Origin of the sequence: Mesorhizobium sp. M1D.F.Ca.ET.231.01.1.1 (genome assembly GCF_003999155.2) — a bacterium.
GTDB lineage: Bacteria > Pseudomonadota > Alphaproteobacteria > Rhizobiales > Rhizobiaceae > Mesorhizobium.
Window position 1 is genome coordinate 79,004 of the sequence record NZ_RZOZ02000011.1, and the last position, 21,166, is coordinate 100,169.

Genomic DNA, 21,166 nt, shown 5'->3' on the forward strand with positions numbered 1-21,166 from the left:
GACATGCGGGAATGCGGCGCCCCATAGATTTTTCGCGCCGCTCGCGGCGGGCCAAAGGTGTTGGCCAGCCGCCTCAGAAGACCCCGCGATACCGGAATTGTCGTGGGGCTTCGCTCTTGCTGGCACTCACATTTTCTGCTTCCGCCATCGCCGGCGAGCCGGGCCCTGTGGGCTTCGCCTCCAGCCGCGCCGATCAGACGTCGAAGGATCAGGCGCGGGTGCTGGCCGTCACCAGGCCGACCACGGACTTTTCCAAGCCCGAGCCGTTCGAGCTGATGCAAGGCGGCGCCGGCACGTCGGAGAAGGACGTCAACCGCGATGCCTTCTCGCAATCCGCCGCCAACATCACCTTCGAGGAAGAAGGCACCTTCAAGCTCGGCAACGCGCTTTTCCGCAAGAATTGGGTGTCGTCGCCGTCGTCGACCCAGGCCTCCGATGGGCTCGGCCCGCTGTTCAACGAACGCGCCTGCCAGAACTGCCATCTGAAGGACGGTCGCGGCCGTCCGCCGGAAGGTGGTATCGGCTCGACGTCGATGTTCCTGCGGCTTGCGCGCGATGCGAGCAGCGAGGAAGAAAAGGCCGCGCTTGCCGACCACAAGGCGCTCAACTTCCCCGATCCGGTCTACGGCTCGCAATTGCAGGAGCTTGCGGTTCCAGGCCTCAAGGGCGAAGGCCGCATGCGTGTCGACTATGCGCAAGAGAAAGTTGTGCTTGCCAGCGGCGCCGTCGTGTCGCTGCGCAAGCCCAGCTACTCGGTCGAGGATCTGGCCTATGGGCCGCTTGATCCGCGCACGACTTTGTCGCCGCGCCTGACGCCGCCGATGATCGGCCTCGGCCTGATTGAGCGGATCGCTCCGGTTGATATCCAATCGCATGCCGATCCGGACGACCGCGACGGCGACGGCATTTCCGGCAGGCCCAACATCGTGCGCGATGAATTGAGCGGCGAGATCACGTTAGGCCGCTTCGGCTGGAAGGCGCAGGCCGCATCGATCCGTCAGCAGACGGCAGATGCCTTTGCCGGCGACATCGGCATCTCGACGCCGGAGGTGCCCAAACATTGGGGCGACTGCACCGACGCGCAAAAGCATTGCCTTGCCATGCCGAATGGCGTTCAGCAGCGCCTGGGCGCGGCGGAAGCGCCGCCCCCGGTCATGGACCTCGTCACCTTCTATTCGCAGAACCTTGCCGTGCCGGCGCGGCGCGATCTCGGCAAGCCGGAGGTCCTTGCCGGCAAGAAGCAATTCTATGAGATGGGCTGCATTTCCTGCCACACGCCGAAATTCGTCACGCTGCGCGGCACGCCCAACAAGGCGCAGGCCTTCCAGCTGATCTGGCCCTATTCCGATTTTCTGCTGCATGACATGGGCGGGGGGCTGGCCGATGGGCAGCGCGTGGGAGAAGCGAGCGGCAGCGAATGGCGCACGCCGCCGCTCTGGGGCATTGGCCTGACCGCGACGGTCAACGGCAACAGCTTCTATCTGCATGACGGCCGCGCGCGCACGCTCGAAGAGGCGATCCTTTGGCATGGCGGCGAGGGCCGGAAGGCGCGCGACCGTTTTGCCGCCGCCGATGCCGCGAACCGCGCCGCGCTGATCAAATTCCTGGAGTCGCTCTGATGTCGAAACGCCTGGCAGCCGCCTTTGCTCTTCCGCTTTTTCTGGCCGCCGCGTGGCCGGCGTCCGCCGCGGTCAAGGCCTCCGATGTCATCGGACGCGCGATCGATGGCTTCGTCCGCCCGGCCTATGCCGGTCTCGACGCTCGTGCCGCGAGCCTGACCAAGGCGATGCGCCGGCTTTGCGCGGCACCGTCCGAGCAAAATCTCGAAGCGGCGCGCACGGATTTTTCCGCCACCGTCGAGACCTGGTCGGTGGCCGAGATCATCGCCTTCGGACCGATCAAGGACAACAACCGGCTGGAGCGCATGCTCTATTGGCCGGACCGTAAGAGCATCGGTCTGAGGCAGGTGCAGGCGACGCTCGCCGCCAAGGATCCCTCCGCCACCGATCCGGCGCAGCTGGCGGGAAAGAGCGTCGCCATGCAGGGGCTCGGCGCGCTGGAATATGTGCTGTTCGGCGATGGCGCCGAGGTGCTTGCCAAGAAGGACGAGCCCTATCGCTGCGCCTATGGCGCGGCGGTGGCCGGCAACATCGAAACGATCGCCGGCGAGGTTCGCGACGCCTGGAACAAGCCCGACGGCTTTGCTTCGCTTTGGGCCAATCCGGGACCGAAGAACCCGCTTTACCGCGACGGCACCGAAGCGGTGACGGAACTGGTCGGCGTTTTCATCAACGAGCTGGAGATGATCCGCGACGTGCGGCTCAAGGGTTTTCTTGGTGCCAAGCCGGACGCCGACAAGCCGAAGCAGGCGATCTACTGGCGCTCGCAGAACACGACGACTTCGCTGGCCGGGAATCTCACCGGCATCGACCAGTTGTTCCAGGCCTCGAAGCTCGGTGACGCGCTGCCCGCCGATGCGCGGTGGATGGCCGAATCCATCCACATTCAGCTCGCCAACGGCGTGGCCACCACAAAGTCCGCCAACGGCCCGATCGACAAGGCGCTCGCCGATCCGGCGCTGCGCGACAAGCTCGAGCATTTCGCGTTGATCACCTCCAGCCTGTCGACCCTGATCGGCACCAGGATGACCGCGGAATTCGGCCTGACCGCCGGCTTTTCCTCGCTTGACGGGGATTGATCGATGGCCTGGAGAGGCACGCAATTCATCGATCGCCGCGATTTTCTGAGGGCCGCGGGTGCCGGCTTCGCCGCCGCCACGGCGCCGCGCGCCTGGGCGGATACGCTTGCCGCGGATGCCGTCTTTGCCACCGCCTTCGTCAAGCGCGACGGCAGCTTCGGCGCCGCCGTGCTCTCCGAGGCCGGCAAGGTTCTGCACACCCTCGATCTGCCCGACCGCGGCCACGACGTCACCTTCGATCCGGTGTCGAAGCGCTCGGTCGTCTTCGCCCGCCAGCCCGGCACCTTCGCCGTCGTCTTCGACCATGCCGGCCGCGAGCACCCATTGACCATCGCCAGCATCGCCGGCCGGCATTTCTTCGGCCATGGCGTGTTCTCGCCCGACGGCGGGCTGCTCTATGCGACCGAGAATGATTTCGACAATGCCGCCGGCGTCGTCGGCGTCTATGACGCGAAGGCGAAATTCAACCGCGTCGGCGAGTTCCCGACCTACGGCATGGGGCCGCACGAGCTGCTGCTGCTCGGCGACGGCCGGACGCTCGCCATCGCCAATGGCGGCATCGAGACGCATCCGGACTTCGGCCGCGCCGAGCTCAACATCGCGACCATGAAGCCGTGCTACACGCTGGTCGACCGCGTCACCGGCGACCTGATCGAAAAGCATGCGCTGCCCCCGGCGCTGCACCAGCTCTCGATCCGCCACATGGACCGCGACCAGGCGGGCACAGTCTGGTTAGGCTGCCAGTATCGCGGACCGGCGACCGACCGTCCGGCGTTGGTCGGCCGCGCCGCGCGCGGCAAGGAGCTGGAACTCTTGGAGATGCCGCAGGACGTGCTCTCGGGCCTCCGCAACTATATCGGCTCGGTCGCCGCCAATCCCGTCGCCGGCACGGTCGCCGTCACCTCGCCCGAGGGAAATTCGCTCGCCGTCATCGACGCCGCCAGCGGACGCGTGGTCGCGACCAGGTCGCTTGTCGAGGTTTGCGGCCTGGCCCCGGACGGCGCCGGCTACATGGCGACGACGGGCGCCGGGGCGATCGTCGGCGGTGCCGGCGCCTCGCATTCCGAGCCCGACTATGTCTGGGACAATCATATGCTGCGCATCGCGGCCGCGGCCTGACGGCCGAAGCAAAGCCGCTTAACATTTATGCCGCCTGGTACTTGCGGCGGCGGGCCACGCCGGGCAGAGGGAAGGTGTTCGTCAACCGGCCCCATGAAGCTGCCAATATGAAGCTGCCCGTATGAAATTGCTTGCCATCGACTGCGCCGCCAGTCTCTGCGCCGCCTGCGTCTATGACGCCGGCGCGGGCATCGAGCTTGGTCGCCATGTGCTCGACCTCGGCAAGGGGCACGCCGAGCATCTGATGGCCGTCATCGAGGCCGCCTTGAAGGCCGGCGGGATCGGTTATCAGGCGCTGGACGCCGTCGCTGTCTCGATCGGCCCAGGCTCCTTCACCGGCCTGCGCGTCGGCGTGTCGACCGCACGCGGCCTGGCGCTGGCCCTGAAAGTCCCGGCCGTCGGGGTGACGACGCTGGAAGCGCTGGCGGCGGAGGCCGCAAATGCCTTTCCCGGGCGCGCCGTGCTTGCCGCGCTCGACGCCGGCCGCGAGGAAATCCATGCCGCTCTTTTCGATCAAGCGTTAGTCTTGACTTACGGTCCATCGGTGGCCACGCTTTCCGATGCGACCGCAATGGCGGTCGATGCGAAAGCGGTCCTTGCCGGCACCGCCGCGCCGCTGATTGCCGCTGCGGCCGGACAGGGTTTCGACATCGGGCCGGCCGTTGCCACGGCGGACATCGCCACCTATGCCCGGCTGGCCGCAGCCAAGGGGGCGGGCGAAAAGCCGAAGCCGCTCTATCTGCGCGGCGCTGACGCCAAGCCGCAGGCCGGCTTCATTCTGCCGAGACAGGGCCATGAAGCCGGAAAGCCGGGTTCTGGAAAAGATCATGGGCCAAAGGGAAGAAAGTCCTGATGCGCATACCTTTCTTTCAGCCGCGCCGCAGGGACTATGCGCTGGAGCCGCTGACGGTTGCCGACAGCGCCGCCATCTCGGTGTTGCATCGCGAGGATTTTGTCCGGCCCTGGACCGATGGTGAGTTTGCGGCGCTGCTCGAGCAGGACACCGTGTTCGGCTACGCCGCGCGCGAGACAGGACAGGGATCGAAACCTCCGGTCGGTTTCGTGCTGGCGCGGCTGGCGGCGGGCGAGGGCGAGATCCTGACCGTTGCCGTGGCCCGCGCGCATCGCCGCCAGGGGCTTGGCTGGCAGTTGATGGATGCGGTGCTGCGCGAACTGCACGCGCAGCGCGCCGAGGCGCTGTTCCTCGAAGTCGACGAGACCAATCAGCCGGCCATCGCGCTCTACCGCAGGCTCGGCTTCCGCCAGGTCGGCCAGCGTCCGAACTACTATCGGTCGACCGAGCACGGCCCGACCGGCGCGCTTGTCATGCGCCGCGATCTTCGCTAGCCAGACGGCGCCACAGGGCGGAAGCGAATGATCAAGAAATTGCGGACTTTCCTGGCGTTCGCCCTTGTCGCCGCCGGCACGCTGCTGCTGGTGCCGCTGCAGCTCCTGTCGATGAAGACCAGGCTCTGGCCGGAGACGGTCGTCCTGAGGATCTGGCACGGCATGATCCTCAAGGCGCTGGGCATTCGCGTGCACGTCAAGGGCGCGCTGTCCAGGGAGCGCCCGTTGCTCATCGCGGCCAACCACATCTCCTGGACCGACATCATGGTGCTCGGCTCCTTTGTCGATGTGAAGTTCATCGCCAGGGCAGACATGGAGGGCTGGCCGCTTATCGGCATGCTGTCCAAGCTGCAGCGCACCGTCTTCATCGAGCGCGAGCGCAAGCGCAGCTCCGGCGACCAGGCGAGCGAGATCGCCAAGCGCATGGCCAAGGGCGATGCGATGGTGCTGTTCGCCGAGGGCTCGACCGGCGACGGCAATCTGGTGCTGCCGTTCAAGAGCACCTTGTTCGGCGCGGCCTCGATGGCGATTTCCGAAGGGGCGGCGGAACAGGTGTTCATCCAGCCGGTGGCGATCGCCTATACGCGGGTGCATGGCGTGCCGATGGGCCGCCGCCACCGCCCGATGGCCGCCTGGATCGGCGACCAGGATCTGATGCCGCATCTGAAGGTGCTGCTGGCTGAAGGCGCGGTCGATGCCGAGGTGCATTTCGGCGATCCGGTGCCGTTCGCCAAGGGTTCGAACCGCAAGGAAACGGCGAGATTGATGGAAGCCAAGGTGCGCGAGATGATGCAGGCCGCGCTCGCCGAACCGCGCCCAAGCCGCTGAATCGGCCAGAATCGTCTGTTTTTTGTCACGGAAAGGCGTTAGAAGCCGGCCGATGGAATTGAACACGATCGAAAGCCACGACATCGGCACGGCCCCCGAGCATGTGGCGAGCCCTGCCCCGGCGGCAAAAAAGGTCTTCGTCAAGACCTATGGCTGCCAGATGAATGTCTACGATTCCCAGCGCATGACCGATGCGCTGGCCGCCGACGGCTATGTCGCGACCGACGCCGTCGAGGACGCCGATCTGGTGCTGCTCAACACCTGCCATATCCGCGAGAAGGCGGCGGAAAAGGTTTATTCCGAGCTTGGCCGCATCCGCGACATGAAGGCCGAGCGCGCCGAGGCCGGGCGCGAGTTGCTGATCGGCGTCGCCGGCTGCGTGGCGCAGGCCGAGGGCGCCGAGATCATCCGCCGTGCGCCAGCGGTCGATCTCGTTATCGGCCCGCAGACCTATCACCGCCTGCCCGATGTGCTGGCGAGGGTCCGCGGCGGTCAGAAGATCGTCGAGACCGACTATGCCATCGAGGACAAGTTCGAGCATCTGCCGCAGCCGAAGCGGGCCGAGTTGGCAAAGCGCGGCGTTACCGCCTTCCTCACCGTGCAGGAAGGCTGCGACAAGTTCTGCACCTTCTGCGTCGTGCCCTATACGCGCGGCTCGGAAGTCTCGCGCCCCGCGGCGCAGATCGTCGCCGAGGCCGGGCGCCTCGCCGAGGCCGGCGTGCGCGAGGTGACGTTGCTCGGCCAGAACGTCAATGCGTGGCACGGCGAGGGCGAAAACGGCGAGGAATGGGGCCTCGGACGCCTGCTTTTCCGCATGGCGGAAATCCCCGGCCTGGCGCGGCTGCGCTATACGACCAGCCATCCGCGCGACATGGATGACGAATTGATCGCCGCGCATCGTGACCTGCCCGCCTTGATGCCCTATCTGCATCTACCAGTGCAGTCTGGCTCCGACCGGATACTGAAGGCGATGAATCGCAGGCATACGGCACGCGACTATCTGACCCTCATCGATCGCATCCGCGCCGCGCGCGGCGACATCGCCATGTCCGGCGACTTCATCGTCGGCTTTCCCGGCGAGACGGAAGCGGATTTCGAGGCGACGCTGAAGCTGGTGCGCGAGGTGAATTACGCCTCGGCCTTCACGTTCAAATATTCGCCGCGTCCCGGCACACCGGGCGCCGAGATGGACGGCCATGTGTCGGAAGCCGTGAAGGACGAGCGGCTGCAGCGCCTGCAGGCGCTGATCAACGAGCAGCAGCGGGCGTTCATCGCCAGCCTGGTCGGCCGCACGGTCGGCACGCTGATCGAGAAGCCCGGCCGGCGTGCCGGTCAGATCGTCGGCCGCTCGCCCTGGCTACAGCCGGTAATTGTTGACGACAAGGCCGGCGGAATCGGTGACATTATCGACGTACGAATCACGAAGACGGGCCCCAACAGCCTGTTCGCCGAGTTGGCCTGATGCATAGCCACAAGCCTCGGCAGATGAGGAGAGACGGTTGAGCGCTGCTGAACTGAAGAATCCGCCCCAGAACCAGGCATCCGGGGCCTCCGACATGGCGCACATCGTACTGACCTTCGACAACAACAAGCTTGCCAGCGCCCTTTACGGCCAGTTCGACGAGAACCTGGCCCGGCTCGAGCAGAAGCTCGGTGTCGACATCCGCTCGCGCGGCAACCAGCTTGCGATCAAAGGCACGGCCTCGGCCGCCGAGCAGGCGCGCCGCGCGCTGGATACACTCTACGGCATTCTGCAGAAAGGCGCAGAGATCGGCCAGTCCGACGTCGACGGCGCGGTGCGCATGGCGATCGCCGCCGACGACCAGCTGACGCTGCCGACCATGGAGCGCAAGGGCAAGGTTTCGGCCGCCCAGATCGCGACGCGCAAGCGCACGATCTATGCCCGCTCGCTCAACCAGGACGCCTATATGCGCGCGCTGGAGCGCTCCGAAATGGTCTTCGGCATCGGCCCGGCCGGCACCGGCAAGACCTATCTGGCGGTGGCGCATGCGGCGATGCTGTTGGAGCGCGGCATGGTCGAGCGCATCGTGCTGTCGCGCCCGGCGGTCGAGGCCGGCGAGCGGCTTGGCTTCCTGCCCGGCGACATGAAGGAGAAGGTCGATCCGTATCTGAGGCCCCTTTACGACGCGCTCTACGACATGATGCCGGCCGACAAGGTCGAGCGGGCGATTGCCGCCGAGGTCATCGAGATCGCGCCTTTGGCCTTCATGCGCGGCCGCACGCTGGCGCATGCGGCGGTGATCCTCGATGAGGCGCAGAACACCACGCCGATGCAGATGAAGATGTTCCTCACCCGTCTCGGCGAGAACTCGCGCATGATCGTCACCGGCGATCCGACCCAGATCGACCTGCCGCCCAACACCAAGTCGGGCCTCGTCGAGGCGCTGCGCATCCTCGACGGCGTGCCGGGCATCGTCACGGTCCGCTTCAACGAGGGCGACGTCGTGCGCCATCCGCTGGTCGCCGAGATCGTCAAGGCCTATGACCGCGACGGCAAGCTGGCCCGAGGGCTCGGCGCCGAAAGCTGATCGAAGGCCAGATGGCTGAAAATCCGGAAACCAGCGGCGAGACGCCGGTCGACATCGATATTTTCGTCGAGGCCGGCGACTGGCCTCCCGAGGCTGCGTTGACGCGCCTCGTCGATCGGGCCGTCGCGGCCGCTTTTGCCGAGACCGGCGCGAAGGGCGCCTCCGAGCTCAGCATCGTTTTTTCCGACGATACCCATATCCAGACCCTCAACGCCGAATGGCGCGGCAAGGACAAACCGACCAACGTCTTGTCTTTCCCGGCTTTTTCCTTCCCGAAAGGCGGCAAGCTGCCGCCGATGCTTGGCGACATCGTGCTGGCATCGGAGACGGTCACGCGCGAGGCCGACCTGGAAGACAAGCCGCTGGCGAACCATATCACCCATCTCGTCATCCATGGCCTGCTGCATCTTCTTGGCCATGATCACGAGACCGACGCCGAGGCCGAGGAGATGGAAGCGATCGAGCGCGCCGCGCTTGCAAGGCTTGCCATTCCCGATCCCTACGCGTAACAAAAAAGACCAATTGACCTGATGGCGATGAACGACAAACCAGAAACTGCCGCCCGTCCGGACGCCGGCAGTGCGGCCAGGCCTTCCGAAAAGTCGGAAGAAGGCTCCAGTCCGAGTATTCCCACCGGCAGCGCAGCCGCTGAGCCTTCGCATGCCGGTCCTTCGCTCTTCGATCGCGTGCTCGGCCTGTTCCGGCACCGCAATGGCACCAACCTGCGCGAGGAGATCGCCGACGCGCTGGCCGAGACGGCCACCGATGCCGAATCCTTCTCGCCCGGCGAACGCGCCATGCTCAACAACATCCTGCGGCTGCGCGAAGTGCGCGTCGAGGACGTCATGGTGCCGCGCGCCGACATCGAAGCGGTCGAGATCACCACCAATCTCGGCGATCTGCTTGGCCTCTTCGAGCAATCGGGCCATTCCCGCATGCCGGTCTACTCCGAAACGCTCGACGATCCGCGCGGCATGGTCCATATCCGCGACGTTCTTGCCCACATCACCAAGCTCGCCCGCGTCAAGAAAGGCCGCGCGAACAGGAAGGCGGCGGCGCCGACCGTTCTCGATCTCACCCAGGTCGACCTCGCGCGCACCATCGGCGATCTCGACCTGATCCGCCCGGTCCTGTTCGTGCCGCCGTCGATGCTTGCCTCCGACCTGATGGGACGCATGCAGACGACGCGCACCCAGATGGCGCTGGTCATCGACGAATATGGCGGCACCGACGGCCTTGCCTCGCTGGAGGACATCGTCGAAATGGTCGTCGGCGACATCGAGGACGAGCACGATGACGACGAGCCGATGATCACCCAGGCCGGCGACGGCGTGTTCGTGGTCGACGGCAAGGCCGAGATCGACGAGGTCGCCAAGATGATCGGCGAGGATTTCGCCGCCGGCGAGCATGGCGAATATGTCGACACGATCGGCGGCATGATCTTCAACACGCTTGGCCGCGTCCCGGCCAGGGGCGAGGTGGTGCAGGCCATACCGGGCTTCGAGTTCCATGTGCTCGACGCCGATCCGCGCCGCGTCAAGCGGGTGCGCATCGTGCAGAGCCCGAAGGGCGAACGGCAGCGCCGCCGCGCGGCGCGCACCGAGCAGGCGTGACAACCACCGCCGCCATGCCGGTCGACGATCCGTTCAAGCATGCGGTCCTCGGATCCGGCGTCTTCTATCGAAATCCACGCGCGGCTCTGGCCTGGCTTCAGGCGGCGTTCGGCTTCAAGCCGAGCATGCTGGTGAGCGACGGCGATGGGCGGCTTGTCCATGCCGAAATGCGGTTCGGCGACGGCTACATCATCATCGATTCCGAATGGGCCGAGCACATTGCGAGCCCCGCCTCGGTCGGCGGCAAGAACACCCAGTCGGTCTACGTCCGTTTGAGGGAAGACCTCGACGCCCACTGTGAGAAAGCGCGCGTCGCGGGGGCCGAAATCGTCGAGGCGCCCATCGATCACTTCTACGGCGAACGGCAATACCGGGCCCGCGATCCCGAAGGCCATGTCTGGACCTTCACGCAGACCGTGCGCGTTGTGCCCAAAGAAGAGGCCGAGCGGATGAGTGGTCTCAGCATCCAAGGGTGGCACCGATAGAAAGACGGTCCTCAAGTCACCGTCATTTGGAGCATCCGGCCCGGCCTGTTAAATCTCTGGCTCCCTGATTCGCGCGACTTGGGAAGCTAGATGCAGCGCTTTGCCGGCCGGATAATTCTGCTGTGGGGATGGCGGCGGTCGCTGGTCGCGTTTGCCGCGGGAGCGCTCGCGGTTCTTGCCCAGGCTCCTTACGATTTCTTCGCGGTCTGCTTCGTCTCGTTTCCGGTGCTTGTCTGGCTGCTCGACGGCGCCACCGGGGAAGCGTCCGACGGCTGGCTCAAGCGCCTGCGGCCGGCCTTCGCCATCGGCTGGTGGTTCGGCTTCGGCTATTTCCTCGCCGGCCTCTGGTGGATCGGCCAGGCGCTTCTGGTCGAAGCCGACAGCTTCGCCTGGGCCTTGCCCTTCGCCGTGGTCGGGATTCCCTTCGCGCTCGCTTTCTTCTACGGCTTTGCGGCGGTCGCGGCGCGGCTTTTCTGGAGCAGCGACATCGGCCGCATCGCCGCGCTCGCCTTCGGCTTCAGCCTTGCCGAATGGCTGCGCGATTTTCTCTTCACCGGCTTTCCCTGGAATGCCGTCGGCTATGCCGCAATGCCGGTGCCGCTCCTGATGCAGAGCGTGTCGGTGACGGGCATGATCGGCATGAACGCGCTCGCGATCTTCGTCTTTTCCTTGCCGGCGCTTGTCGCCGCGCGCCGGCATCTGAAGCTGGGCCTTGCCTTGTTCGTCATCCTTGTCGCCGCCGATGTCGGCTTCGGCTATTTCAGGCTCGCCGCCCCGGCCGAGCCGGCCGCCCGCGCGATCGACGTTCGCATCGTCCAGCCAGCCGTCGATCTCAGCGAGAAATGGGATGCCTCGGTGCGCGACCGCATCTTCGCCACGCTGATGGGGATATCGGCCAAGGCGCCGGATGAGGGCCATGCCAGGCCGCAACTGATCCTGTGGCCGGAAACGTCGGTGCCGTTCCTGTTCACGGAGCGTCCGGACGCGCTGACGGCCCTTGGCGATATGTTGACCGATGGCCAGATGCTGATCGCCGGCGTGGTGCGCGAGGAGGGCGGCGCGGGGACTGCCGGCAGCCGTTATTACAATTCCGTGGTGGCAATCAACGACAAGGGCGAGATGGTTGATGCCGTCGACAAGGTGCACCTGGTGCCGTTCGGCGAATATCTGCCTTTCGATGGTCTGTTCGAACGTTTCGGCATCGGACAGCTCGTCGCCGGGCCGATGAATTTCGCCGCCGGCAACGAGCGGCACCCGATCGCGGTGCCGAACGGCCTCAGCGCCGCTCCCTTCATCTGCTACGAGGTTATCTTTCCCGACCTTGTAGCGGTTGATGCTGCGTCATCTGAACTTATTGTGAACGTCACGAACGATGCCTGGTTTGGCGATACGCCAGGCCCGTACCAGCACTTCCGGCAGGCGCAGATTCGCGCGGTGGAGAACGGGTTGCCTTTGTTGCGTGCGGCTAACAACGGCATCTCCGCCGTTGTCGATTCGCGGGGGCGCATCGTCGATGCCCTGGCGGTCGACGCGCGCGGCGCCATCGATGCGCATTTGCCGATTTCCGGGCACGCGCTGCTTTCTGCCGACCAGCGGCGCATTAACGGATTGCTGATCATGTTGCTGTTTGCGCTCACGGCCTTCACATTGAATGTAAGGCAGCGGCTACGGGTGAATTGACAGTCGGCACATTAGAAACTCATACTGTAACGCCTAAAATTTTCTCGAAGTCGGTCGGAGGGGTCTGTTGGGGCAGGTGGCTCCGGCTTCGTTTGGGCGGCAAAAATAGAAAAAGCCGGAAAAATTCGGCGAGGAAAAAATGACAGAAGAGAACAAGAAGAAGCCGAATCCGATCGACATCCATGTCGGGAGTCGTATTCGGCTGCGTCGCAATATGCTTGGAATGAGCCAGGAAAAGCTGGGTGAAAATCTCGGCATCACGTTTCAACAGATCCAGAAATACGAAAAGGGGACGAACCGGGTGGGGGCCAGCCGTCTGCAGGCCATCGCATCCATTCTGAGTGTTCCCGTCGCCTTCTTCTTCGAGGACGCCCCGGGTCAGGAGGCCGGGGCCGGCAATCGGGGATTCGCCGAGGATGCCTCGATGGCGTTCGCCATCGAATTCTGCGGCAGCCCGGAAGGGCTTCAGCTCAATCGTGCCTTCGTCAAGATTCCCGACGTCAAGGTGCGGCGCCGGATCATCGATCTTGTGAAGTCCCTTTCGCCGGACGACGCCGAGTGATTCCAGGCTCATGCTGCCGGGGGTGCCTTGCCGCTGGTGGCACAAGCTGATTGTGCCGAAAGTCATGCCAGATCCGTCGCGCCGCTTGACGAGCGGCGCCCGGCACCGCTAACACGTGGCGCGCCAAAATCGGCAGCCTTGCCGATCTTTTTCAAGAGGGGACACCCGTGACGCGGCAGAACTATCTCTTCACCTCGGAATCCGTCTCCGAGGGCCATCCCGACAAAGTCTGTGACCGTATCTCCGACGAGATCGTCGATCTTGTCTATCGCGAAGCCAGGAAGACGGGCATGGACCCGTGGAAGGTGCGCGTTGCCTGCGAGACGCTGGCCACCACCAACCGCGTCGTCATCGCCGGCGAGGTCAGGGTCCCCGAGACGCTGCTGAAGAAGGACAAGGCCGGCAACATCCTCAAGGATGCGGCGGGCCACCCGGTCGTCAATCCGGCCAAGTTCAAGTCGGTCGCCCGCAAGGCCATCCGCGAGATCGGCTACGAGCAGGCAGGCTTCCACTGGAAGACGGCCAAGATCGAGGTGCTGCTGCACGGCCAGTCGCCCGACATCGGCCAGGGCGTCGACAATGCTGCCGACCGCCAGGGCGAGGAAGGTGCCGGCGACCAGGGCATCATGTTCGGCTATGCCTGCCGCGAGACGCCCGACTTGATGCCGGCGCCGATCTATTACAGCCACAAGATCCTCGAATTGCTGGCCGCCGCGCGCCATGAAGGCAATGGCGATGCCGGCAGGCTCGGCCCGGATGCCAAGAGCCAGGTCACCGTGCGCTATGCCGACGGCAAGGCTGCGGAAGTGACGCAGATCGTGCTTTCCACCCAGCACCTCGATTCCAGCTGGGATTCCAAGAAGGTGCGCAAGGTCGTCGAGCCGTACATCCGCGAGGCGCTTGGCGATCTCAAGGTCGCCGAGGACTGCAACTGGTATATCAACCCGACCGGCAAGTTCGTGATCGGCGGTCCCGACGGCGACGCCGGCCTTACCGGCCGCAAGATCATCGTCGACACCTATGGCGGCGCGGCCCCCCATGGCGGCGGCGCCTTCTCCGGCAAGGACACCACCAAGGTCGACCGCTCGGCCGCCTATGCGGCGCGTTATCTCGCCAAGAACGTTGTCGCGGCCAAGCTCGCCGACCGCTGCACCATCCAACTGTCCTACGCTATCGGCGTCGCCCAGCCGCTGTCGGTCTATGTCGACCTGCACGGCACCGGTAGGGTCGACGAGGCCAGGCTCGAGGGAGCTCTGCGTCAGGTGATGGACCTGTCGCCTTCTGGCATCCGCCGTCATCTCGACCTCAACAAGCCGATCTACGCCAAGACCTCGTCTTATGGCCATTTCGGCCGCAAGGCCGGCCGCGACGGTTCCTTCTCCTGGGAGAAGACGGACCTTGCCAAGGCGCTCAAGGACGCGGTCGCCGCCTGACGCCAGTGGACCCGAAGGACCGGCCGAGCCGCGCGACCGAAGCATTTTTCGGCCGCCGGCACGGCAAGACCATTCGTCCGCAGCAGGCCGCGGCGCTGGAAAGCGGCCTGCGCGCCTACAGGCTCGACCTGGCGGCGGAGCCACCGGCGGACCTCGGAACGCTATTCGAGGCAAAGGTCTCAGCCGTTCAGCTCGAGATCGGCTTCGGCGGCGGCGAACATCTGTTGCACCGCGCGACGGAAGCGCCGGCGACGGGCTTCATCGGCGTCGAGCCCTTCGTCAACGGCATGGCCAAGATGATGACCGCGCTCGCCAAGGTGCCGCTCGCCAATCTCAGGGTCTATGACGACGACGCCACGCGCCTGCTCGATTGGCTGCCGCCGGCCTCGCTCGACGGCATCGATCTGCTTTATCCCGATCCATGGCCGAAGAAGAAGCACTGGAAGCGGCGCTTCGTAAGCCCTGCCAACCTCGACCGGTTCGCCCGGGTGCTGAAGGCGGGCGGCAGATTCCGCTTCGCCTCCGACATCGACAGCTATGTGAACTGGACGCTGCTGGCTTGCCGCGCCAATGGCAGCTTCGCCTGGCAGGCCAGCGAGGCCGCCGACTGGCAAACGCCCTATGAGGGCTGGCCCGGCACGCGCTATGAGGCAAAGGCGATCCGCGAGGGACGGCGGCCGGCTTATCTGACCTTTACCCGGACGTAGCTCGAAATCTTTCAAGAGGGCGGCAAGCGCCCTGTTGTCCGCGGCTCAGAACCGACCGATCCTGTCGAAAGCGGTCGGGTCGATGCCGAGCTTCTTCAGGTCGCTGCGGCGCGGCTTGCGGCCGGCTTCGACGGCTCGCGACGCGGCAGCGGCGCTGCCGAATGTCGTCAGAAAATCACCGATTAAGAAAAACAATCCACGGTCCATGACAAATACCTTCGCGCGCCGCCGCGCGCGACCTTCTTTTTTTGCGTTGCAGCATAGATGGGTGCTGGCAAACTGGAATCACAGAGGTGCCGGCGCATGGCCGCCATGCTCGGCACGCAACGCTGCTACCTCCTGCGCGACTTTGCCTGCTGGCATCGTCAGGCTTGAAACGCCGGCCGGGATCGTCTATATCAGCGTCAAATTCTTGGTCGGTATGACGAAGAGTGGGTCCACCCGGTCCCGCTCTTTTTTGTTACCTGCCGGCCGGAGCGACAAAGCGACAGGAAATTTATGACCGCAGCGGCAAACGAAGCCGACGACCGCATCATCCGCGAAAGCGGCATCGATGCGCGCATTGCGCTGATCGTGCAGCCGGTGCTCAAGGCCATCGGTTTCCGCCTCGTGCGGGTGCAGCTGACCGGACAGAACGGGCTGACGCTGCAGATCATGGCCGAGCGCGACGACGGCACCATGACCGTCGAGGACTGCGAGGAGGTCAGCCGCGCCGTGTCGCCGGCGCTCGATGTCGAAGATCCGATCGAAAAGGCGTATCATCTCGAAGTGTCGTCGCCGGGCATCGACCGGCCGCTGGTGCGCAAGTCGGATTTCACCACCTGGACCGGCCATCTGGTCAAGATGGAGACCTCGGTCCTCATCGGCGACCGCAAGCGTTTCAAGGGCAAGATCGCCGAGGCGGCCGCCGACGGCATATTGCTGGAGCGCGACAAGGCGGCCTATGGCGAAGAGCCGACTGTGCGCGTGCCCTATGATGCGATCGCCGAGGCGCGGCTGGTGCTGACCGACGATCTTATCCGCGAGGCCCTGTCGAAGGACAACAGGGCTCGCAAGGACGCAAAAAAACGCCGGGGCGAAGCGGAAGATGCCGCCGGCGAAGGAAACGAAACAGAACAGGAAAGTTGATTGAGTTTTCGGGCCGCGAGCCCGGAGCGAAGTCGGGAGAAAGACAATGGTTGTAAGCGCCAACAGGCTCGAACTGCTGCAGATCGCCGATGCGGTCGCGCGTGAAAAGTCGATCGACAAGTCGATCGTCATCGCCGCCATGGCCGATGCGATCCAGAAGGCGGCGCGTTCGCGTTACGGTCAGGAAACCAATATCCGCGCCGACATCAATCCCAACACGGGAGAGATGAAGCTGCAGCGGCTGATGGAAGTGGTCGAGAAGGTCGACGATTACGCCACGCAGATCGCCCTTTCGACCGCGCGCGAGCGCAACCCCGACGCCCAGCTTGGCGACTTCATCGCCGAACAGCTGCCGCCGATGGATTTCGGCCGCATCGCCGCCCAGTCGGCCAAGCAGGTCATCGTCCAGAAGGTGCGCGAGGCCGAGCGCGATCGTCAGTATGACGAGTACAAGGACCGCATCGGCGAGATCGTCAACGGCACCGTCAAGCGCGTCGAATACGGCAACGTCATCGTCGACCTGGGCCGCGGCGAGGCGATCATCCGCCGCGACGAGCTCATCCCGCGCGAGAACTACAAATATGGCGACCGCGTCCGCGCCTATGTCTATGACGTGCGCCGCGAGCAGCGCGGCCCGCAGATCTTCCTGTCGCGCACACATCCGCAGTTCATGGCCAAGCTCTTCACCATGGAAGTGCCGGAGATCTACGACGGCATCATCGAGATCAAGTCGGTCGCCCGCGACCCGGGCTCGCGTGCCAAGATCGCCGTCATCTCGCGCGATTCTTCCATCGATCCGGTCGGTGCCTGCGTCGGCATGCGCGGCAGCCGCGTCCAGGCGGTCGTCGGCGAGCTGCAGGGCGAGAAGATCGACATCATTCCGTGGTCGCCTTCGGCCGCCTCCTTCATCGTCAACGCGCTGCAGCCGGCCGAGGTCGCCAAGGTGGTGCTCGACGAGGATGCCGAGCGCATCGAGGTGGTGGTGCCGGACGACCAGCTGTCGCTGGCCATCGGCCGCCGCGGCCAGAATGTTCGCCTCGCCTCGCAGCTCACCGGCTGGGACATCGACATCCTGACCGAGCAGGAGGAGAGCGAGCGTCGCCAGAAGGAATTCGTCGAACGTTCGGCGCTGTTCATGGAAGCTCTCGACGTCGACGAGATGGTCGGCCAGGTGCTTGCCTCCGAAGGCTTCACCAGCGTCGAGGAAGTCGCCTATGTCGACTCGGGCGAAATCTCCTCGATCGACGGTTTCGACGAGGACACCGCGTCCGAAATCCAGTCGCGCGCCCGCGAATATCTCGAGAAGATCGAGGCCGAGCACGACGAGAAGCGCAAGGCGCTCGGCGTCGAGGACGAATTGCGCGAGATCCCCGGCATCACCACGGCCATGATGGTGACGCTCGGCGAGGACGGCGTGAAGACGATCGAGGATTTCGCCGGCTATGCCGTCGACGACCTGATCGGCTGGAAGGAACGCAAGGACGGCGAGACCAAGGTGTTTCCGGGCGTGCTCGCCGATCACGGCGTTTCGCGCGCCGAAGCCGAAGAGATGGTGCTGGCGGCTCGCAAGAAGGCCGGCTGGATCTCCGAGGAGGAATCGGCCGCTGAGGAAGAAGCGGCTGCCGGCGAAACCGTCGGTGCGTGAGGTGAACGCGCATCGCAAAGCCCGTGGACGAGATGAACGATCGCACCTGCATCGTTACGCGCAGGCAGGCCGACGCGGATGAGCTGATCCGTTTCGTCGTCGGCCCGGATTCGGCCGTCGTTCCAGACATCAAGAGGAATCTGCCCGGCCGCGGTTGCTGGGTTACCGCCGATCGCCTACATATCGACAAGGCTGCGGCGAAGAATCTGTTTGCCCGGGCCTTCAAGGCGCAGGTCGATGTTCCCGCCGATCTCGGCGGCATGGTCGACGGGCTGCTTTCCAGATCCGCTCTGGGTATGTTGGGTCTTGCTCGCAAGGCCGGAGCGGTCGTTCTCGGCGCCGCAAAGGTGGAGGCCGCCGTGCGCGACGGGCAGGCGCTCCTCGTGCTGCACGCGACCGAGGCCTCGGACGACGGTGTGCGCAAGATCAGTCAGGCGCGGCGGGCAACCGTCCATCTCGGCGGCCCCGCCATCCTTGCCTACAAACTTTTCCCCGAGGCCGAGTTGAGCTTGGCATTGGGGGGTACAAATGTGATACATGCTGCCGTCCTCGCGCAGGACGCGGGAAAGGCGGTTGAGAAGCGCATGGTCGCGCTCGACCGGTATCGGGGCGGAACCCCGGACGATTTGGCAATGCTTGCGGCCGTTGCCGACGAAGATGATGCCGCAGAGGATATGGAATGAACGATACGAAATCGGGCGACGACAAGACGTTGAGCGTTACGCCGAAGAAGACCTTGACGCTGAAGCGTCCCGGCCTGGAGCAGGGCACCGTGCGCCAGAATTTCTCGCACGGACGCACCAAGTCGGTCGTGGTCGAGACCAAGAAGCGCAAGTTCTCGCTGCCCGGCGACAAGCCGGAGCCGGTGGCGCCGTCCGTCTTCGCGCCGAAGCCCGCGGCCGCGGCACCCGCGCCTGCCGTGCAGGAAGCGCCGAAGGCGCCGCCGCCGCCGGAACGCTCGGGCATGGTGCTGAACGAATTGTCGCGCGGCGAGATGGAAGCGCGCCGCAAGGCGCTTGAGGGTTCCAAGGCACGTGAGATCGAGGACCGTCAGCGCGCTCAGGAAGAGAGCAAGCGCCGCGCCGAGGAAGAAGAACGGCGCAAGCGCGAGCGTGAGGAATCCGCGCGCCGCCAGGCCGAGGAAGAAGCGCGCCTCCAGGCCGAGGCCGAGTCCCGCCGCCGCGCCGAGGAAGAGGCCCGCCGCCGCGCGCCGCAGGCCGCGGATACCGCCACGGCCGACGAGGAGGAGGAGGCCAAGCCGAGGCGTACTGGAGTCGGTAGCGGTGCCGGTGCACCCGCCCGCCGCCTCGCCACGCCCGAAGTGGCGCGTCCGGCCAAGCCCACCAAGGGCGAGGAGGACCGCCGCCGCGGCAAGCTGACGCTGAATTCGGCGCTGTCGGATGAGGACGCCCGTGGTCGTTCGCTGTCGTCGATGCGCCGCCGTCAGGAGAAGTTCAAACGCGCGATGCACAACGAGCCGCGCGAGAAAGTCATGCGTGAAGTGATCCTGCCCGAAACCATCACCATCCAGGAACTGGCGCAGCGCATGTCCGAGCGCGCCGTGGACGTTGTCAAGTTCTTCATGAAGCAGGGCCAGATCCTGAAGCCGGGGGACGTCATCGACGCCGACACGGCCGAACTGGTCGCTTCGGAGTTCGGCCATACGGTTCGCCGCGTCGCCGAGTCCGACATCGAGGAAGGCCTGTTCAATATCGCCGACCGTCCGGAAGATCTGGTGTCGCGTCCGCCCGTGGTGACCATCATGGGCCATGTCGACCACGGCAAGACCTCGCTGCTTGACGCCATCCGCAACGCCAATGTCGTCTCCGGCGAGGCCGGCGGCATCACCCAGCACATCGGCGCCTACCAGGTCGAGAAGAACGGCCAGAAGATCACCTTCATCGACACGCCCGGCCACGCCGCCTTCACGGCGATGCGCGCCCGCGGCGCCCAGGTCACCGACATCGCCGTGCTGGTGGTGGCGGCCGACGACAGCGTGATGCCGCAGACGATCGAATCGATCAATCACGCCAAGGCGGCAGGCGTGCCGATCATCGTGGCGATCAACAAGATCGATAAGCGCGACGCCGACCCGCAGAAGGTGCGCGCGGAGCTTCTGCGCCATGAAGTGTTCGTCGAATCGATGGGCGGCGAGGTGCTGGACGTCGAGGTGTCGGCAACCAAGGGCACCAATATCGACAAGCTGCTCGAGGCGATCCTGCTGCAGGCCGAAATCCTCGACCTCAAGGCCAACCCCGACCGTACCGCCGAAGGCGCGGTCATCGAGGCCAAGCTCGACAAGGGTCGTGGTCCTGTCGCCACCGTTCTGGTGCAGACCGGCACGCTGATGCCGGGCGACATCCTGGTGGCCGGCAACGAGTGGGGCCGTGTCCGCGCGCTCGTCAACGATCGTGGCGAGCATGTGCCGGAAGCCTCGCCGGCAACGCCCGTCGAGGTGCTTGGCCTCCAGGGCACGCCGCAGGCGGGCGACCGTTTCGCCGTCGTCAACAACGAGGCCCGAGCCCGCGAGATCACCGAGTACCGCCAGCGCCTGGCGCGCGAGAAGGCGGTGGCCAAGCATGCCGGCCAGCGCGGCTCGCTCGAGCAGATGATGTCGCAGTTGCAGACGAGCGGGCTCAAGGAATTCCCGCTGGTCATCAAGGGCGACGTGCAGGGCTCGATCGAGGCGATCAATGCCGCGCTCGAAAAGCTCGGCAACGACGAGGTGCGGGCGCGGATCGTCCATTCGGGCGCCGGCGGCATCACCGAAAGCGACGTGTCGCTTGCCGAGACCTCGGGTGCTGCGATCATCGGCTTCAACGTCCGCGCCAACGCGCAGGCGCGTACGGCCGCTGCCGCTGCCGGTATCGAGATCCGCTACTACTCGATCATCTACAACCTCGTCGATGACGTGAAGGCGGCGCTTTCCGGCATGCTCTCGCCGGAGCGGCGCGAGACCTTCATCGGCAATGCCGAGATCCTCGAGATCTTCGACATCTCCAAGGTCGGCAAGATCGCCGGCTGCCGCGTCACCGAAGGCAAGGTCGAGCGTGGCGCGGGCGTGCGCCTGATCCGCGACAATGTCGTCGTGCACGAAGGCACGCTGAAGACGCTGAAGCGCTTCAAGGACGAAGTCTCTGAAGTGCCGGGCGGCCAGGAATGCGGCATGGCCTTCCAGAACTACGAGGACATGCGCGTCGGCGACGTCATCGAGTGCTTCCGCGTCGAGATGGTGAGCAGGACGCTCTAAATTCGGATATACTTGCCGGAATGACCCCGGGCGGCGGCCGAAAGGCTGCCGCGCAAAGCCTTATTTCATATTTGAGACATGTGGCGCGGTCCTATCCCGCGCTTCACGATTTCAGGATTGAA

The 21,166-nt window shown here is 65.2% G+C and carries 20 protein-coding genes; 19 read left to right on the forward strand and 1 reads right to left on the reverse strand.

Annotation, left to right across the window (positions count from 1 at the left end):
• Positions 1-11: 11 nt before the first annotated feature.
• The 15 genes from EN874_RS25105 (at position 12) to EN874_RS25175 (ending at position 15,021) form a co-directional block, all read left to right on the forward strand.
• Entirely contained in the window at positions 12-1,619 is a 1,608-nt protein-coding gene (locus tag EN874_RS25105) for a di-heme oxidoredictase family protein (RefSeq protein WP_127427637.1), read from the forward strand.
• A complete protein-coding gene (locus EN874_RS25110) occupies positions 1,619-2,698 on the forward strand; it encodes an imelysin family protein (RefSeq protein ID WP_127427638.1) in 1,080 nt (359 codons plus the stop codon). Before EN874_RS25105 ends, EN874_RS25110 begins: the two co-directional genes overlap by 1 nt.
• Before the next feature lie 3 nt (positions 2,699-2,701).
• Positions 2,702-3,817 (forward strand): DUF1513 domain-containing protein, encoded by a 1,116-nt coding sequence (locus tag EN874_RS25115; RefSeq protein ID WP_127427639.1) that lies wholly within the window; start codon positions 2,702-2,704, stop codon positions 3,815-3,817.
• Between the two features lie 121 nt (positions 3,818-3,938).
• On the forward strand, positions 3,939-4,670 hold the full coding sequence (gene tsaB, locus EN874_RS25120) for a tRNA (adenosine(37)-N6)-threonylcarbamoyltransferase complex dimerization subunit type 1 TsaB (protein ID WP_127427640.1): 732 nt from the start codon (positions 3,939-3,941) through the stop codon (positions 4,668-4,670).
• Complete coding sequence (rimI, locus tag EN874_RS25125) at positions 4,670-5,164, forward strand: ribosomal protein S18-alanine N-acetyltransferase (RefSeq protein ID WP_126086034.1); 495 nt, start codon at positions 4,670-4,672, stop codon at positions 5,162-5,164. Before tsaB ends, rimI begins: the two co-directional genes overlap by 1 nt.
• A gap of 27 nt (positions 5,165-5,191) precedes the next feature.
• On the forward strand, positions 5,192-5,992 hold the full coding sequence (locus EN874_RS25130; protein WP_127427641.1) for a lysophospholipid acyltransferase family protein: 801 nt from the start codon (positions 5,192-5,194) through the stop codon (positions 5,990-5,992).
• Positions 5,993-6,044: 52 nt separating this feature from the next.
• Entirely contained in the window at positions 6,045-7,454 is a 1,410-nt protein-coding gene (miaB, locus tag EN874_RS25135) for a tRNA (N6-isopentenyl adenosine(37)-C2)-methylthiotransferase MiaB (protein ID WP_127427642.1), read from the forward strand.
• Between the two features lie 94 nt (positions 7,455-7,548).
• The gene (locus tag EN874_RS25140; protein ID WP_245468304.1) at positions 7,549-8,541 is read left to right on the forward strand and encodes a PhoH family protein; all 993 of its coding nucleotides are present in this window, start codon (positions 7,549-7,551) and stop codon (positions 8,539-8,541) included.
• An 11-nt stretch (positions 8,542-8,552) separates the two neighbouring features.
• A complete protein-coding gene (gene ybeY / locus EN874_RS25145) occupies positions 8,553-9,050 on the forward strand; it encodes an rRNA maturation RNase YbeY (protein ID WP_127427643.1) in 498 nt (165 codons plus the stop codon).
• Positions 9,051-9,077: 27 nt separating this feature from the next.
• On the forward strand, positions 9,078-10,154 hold the full coding sequence (locus EN874_RS25150; protein WP_127427644.1) for a hemolysin family protein: 1,077 nt from the start codon (positions 9,078-9,080) through the stop codon (positions 10,152-10,154).
• On the forward strand, positions 10,151-10,639 hold the full coding sequence (locus EN874_RS25155) for a VOC family protein (protein ID WP_348631743.1): 489 nt from the start codon (positions 10,151-10,153) through the stop codon (positions 10,637-10,639). Before EN874_RS25150 ends, EN874_RS25155 begins: the two co-directional genes overlap by 4 nt.
• Positions 10,640-10,729: 90 nt before the next feature.
• Positions 10,730-12,319: an apolipoprotein N-acyltransferase gene (gene lnt / locus EN874_RS25160; protein ID WP_127427645.1), complete on the forward strand. Its 1,590-nt coding sequence runs from the start codon at positions 10,730-10,732 to the stop codon at positions 12,317-12,319.
• Between the two features lie 139 nt (positions 12,320-12,458).
• On the forward strand, positions 12,459-12,881 hold the full coding sequence (locus tag EN874_RS25165; RefSeq protein ID WP_126086026.1) for a helix-turn-helix transcriptional regulator: 423 nt from the start codon (positions 12,459-12,461) through the stop codon (positions 12,879-12,881).
• Between the two features lie 167 nt (positions 12,882-13,048).
• Positions 13,049-14,314 (forward strand): methionine adenosyltransferase, encoded by a 1,266-nt coding sequence (gene metK / locus EN874_RS25170; protein WP_127427646.1) that lies wholly within the window; start codon positions 13,049-13,051, stop codon positions 14,312-14,314.
• 5 nt (positions 14,315-14,319) lie between these two features.
• A complete protein-coding gene (locus EN874_RS25175; protein WP_127427647.1) occupies positions 14,320-15,021 on the forward strand; it encodes a tRNA (guanosine(46)-N(7))-methyltransferase TrmB in 702 nt (233 codons plus the stop codon).
• 45 nt (positions 15,022-15,066) lie between these two features.
• Here the strand turns inward: EN874_RS25175 and EN874_RS33825 are convergent, their stop codons facing one another.
• Positions 15,067-15,228: a hypothetical protein gene (locus EN874_RS33825; protein ID WP_168247597.1), complete on the reverse strand. Its 162-nt coding sequence runs from the start codon at positions 15,226-15,228 to the stop codon at positions 15,067-15,069.
• 291 nt (positions 15,229-15,519) lie between these two features.
• Between EN874_RS33825 and rimP the strand changes: the two genes are divergently transcribed.
• From rimP to infB, 4 genes are read left to right on the forward strand one after another with little or no spacing between them, the layout of a single operon-like run.
• Positions 15,520-16,149, forward strand: a complete 630-nt coding sequence (gene rimP, locus EN874_RS25180) for a ribosome maturation factor RimP (RefSeq protein ID WP_127427648.1) — start codon at positions 15,520-15,522, stop codon at positions 16,147-16,149.
• A 46-nt stretch (positions 16,150-16,195) separates the two neighbouring features.
• Entirely contained in the window at positions 16,196-17,794 is a 1,599-nt protein-coding gene (nusA, locus tag EN874_RS25185; RefSeq protein WP_127427649.1) for a transcription termination factor NusA, read from the forward strand.
• Positions 17,795-17,826: 32 nt separating this feature from the next.
• Positions 17,827-18,477, forward strand: coding sequence for an RNA-binding protein (locus tag EN874_RS25190; RefSeq protein WP_126086020.1), 651 nt, complete (start codon positions 17,827-17,829; stop codon positions 18,475-18,477).
• Positions 18,474-21,044, forward strand: coding sequence for a translation initiation factor IF-2 (infB, locus tag EN874_RS25195; protein ID WP_127427650.1), 2,571 nt, complete (start codon positions 18,474-18,476; stop codon positions 21,042-21,044). Before EN874_RS25190 ends, infB begins: the two co-directional genes overlap by 4 nt.
• The last annotated feature ends 122 nt before the right edge of the window (positions 21,045-21,166 follow it).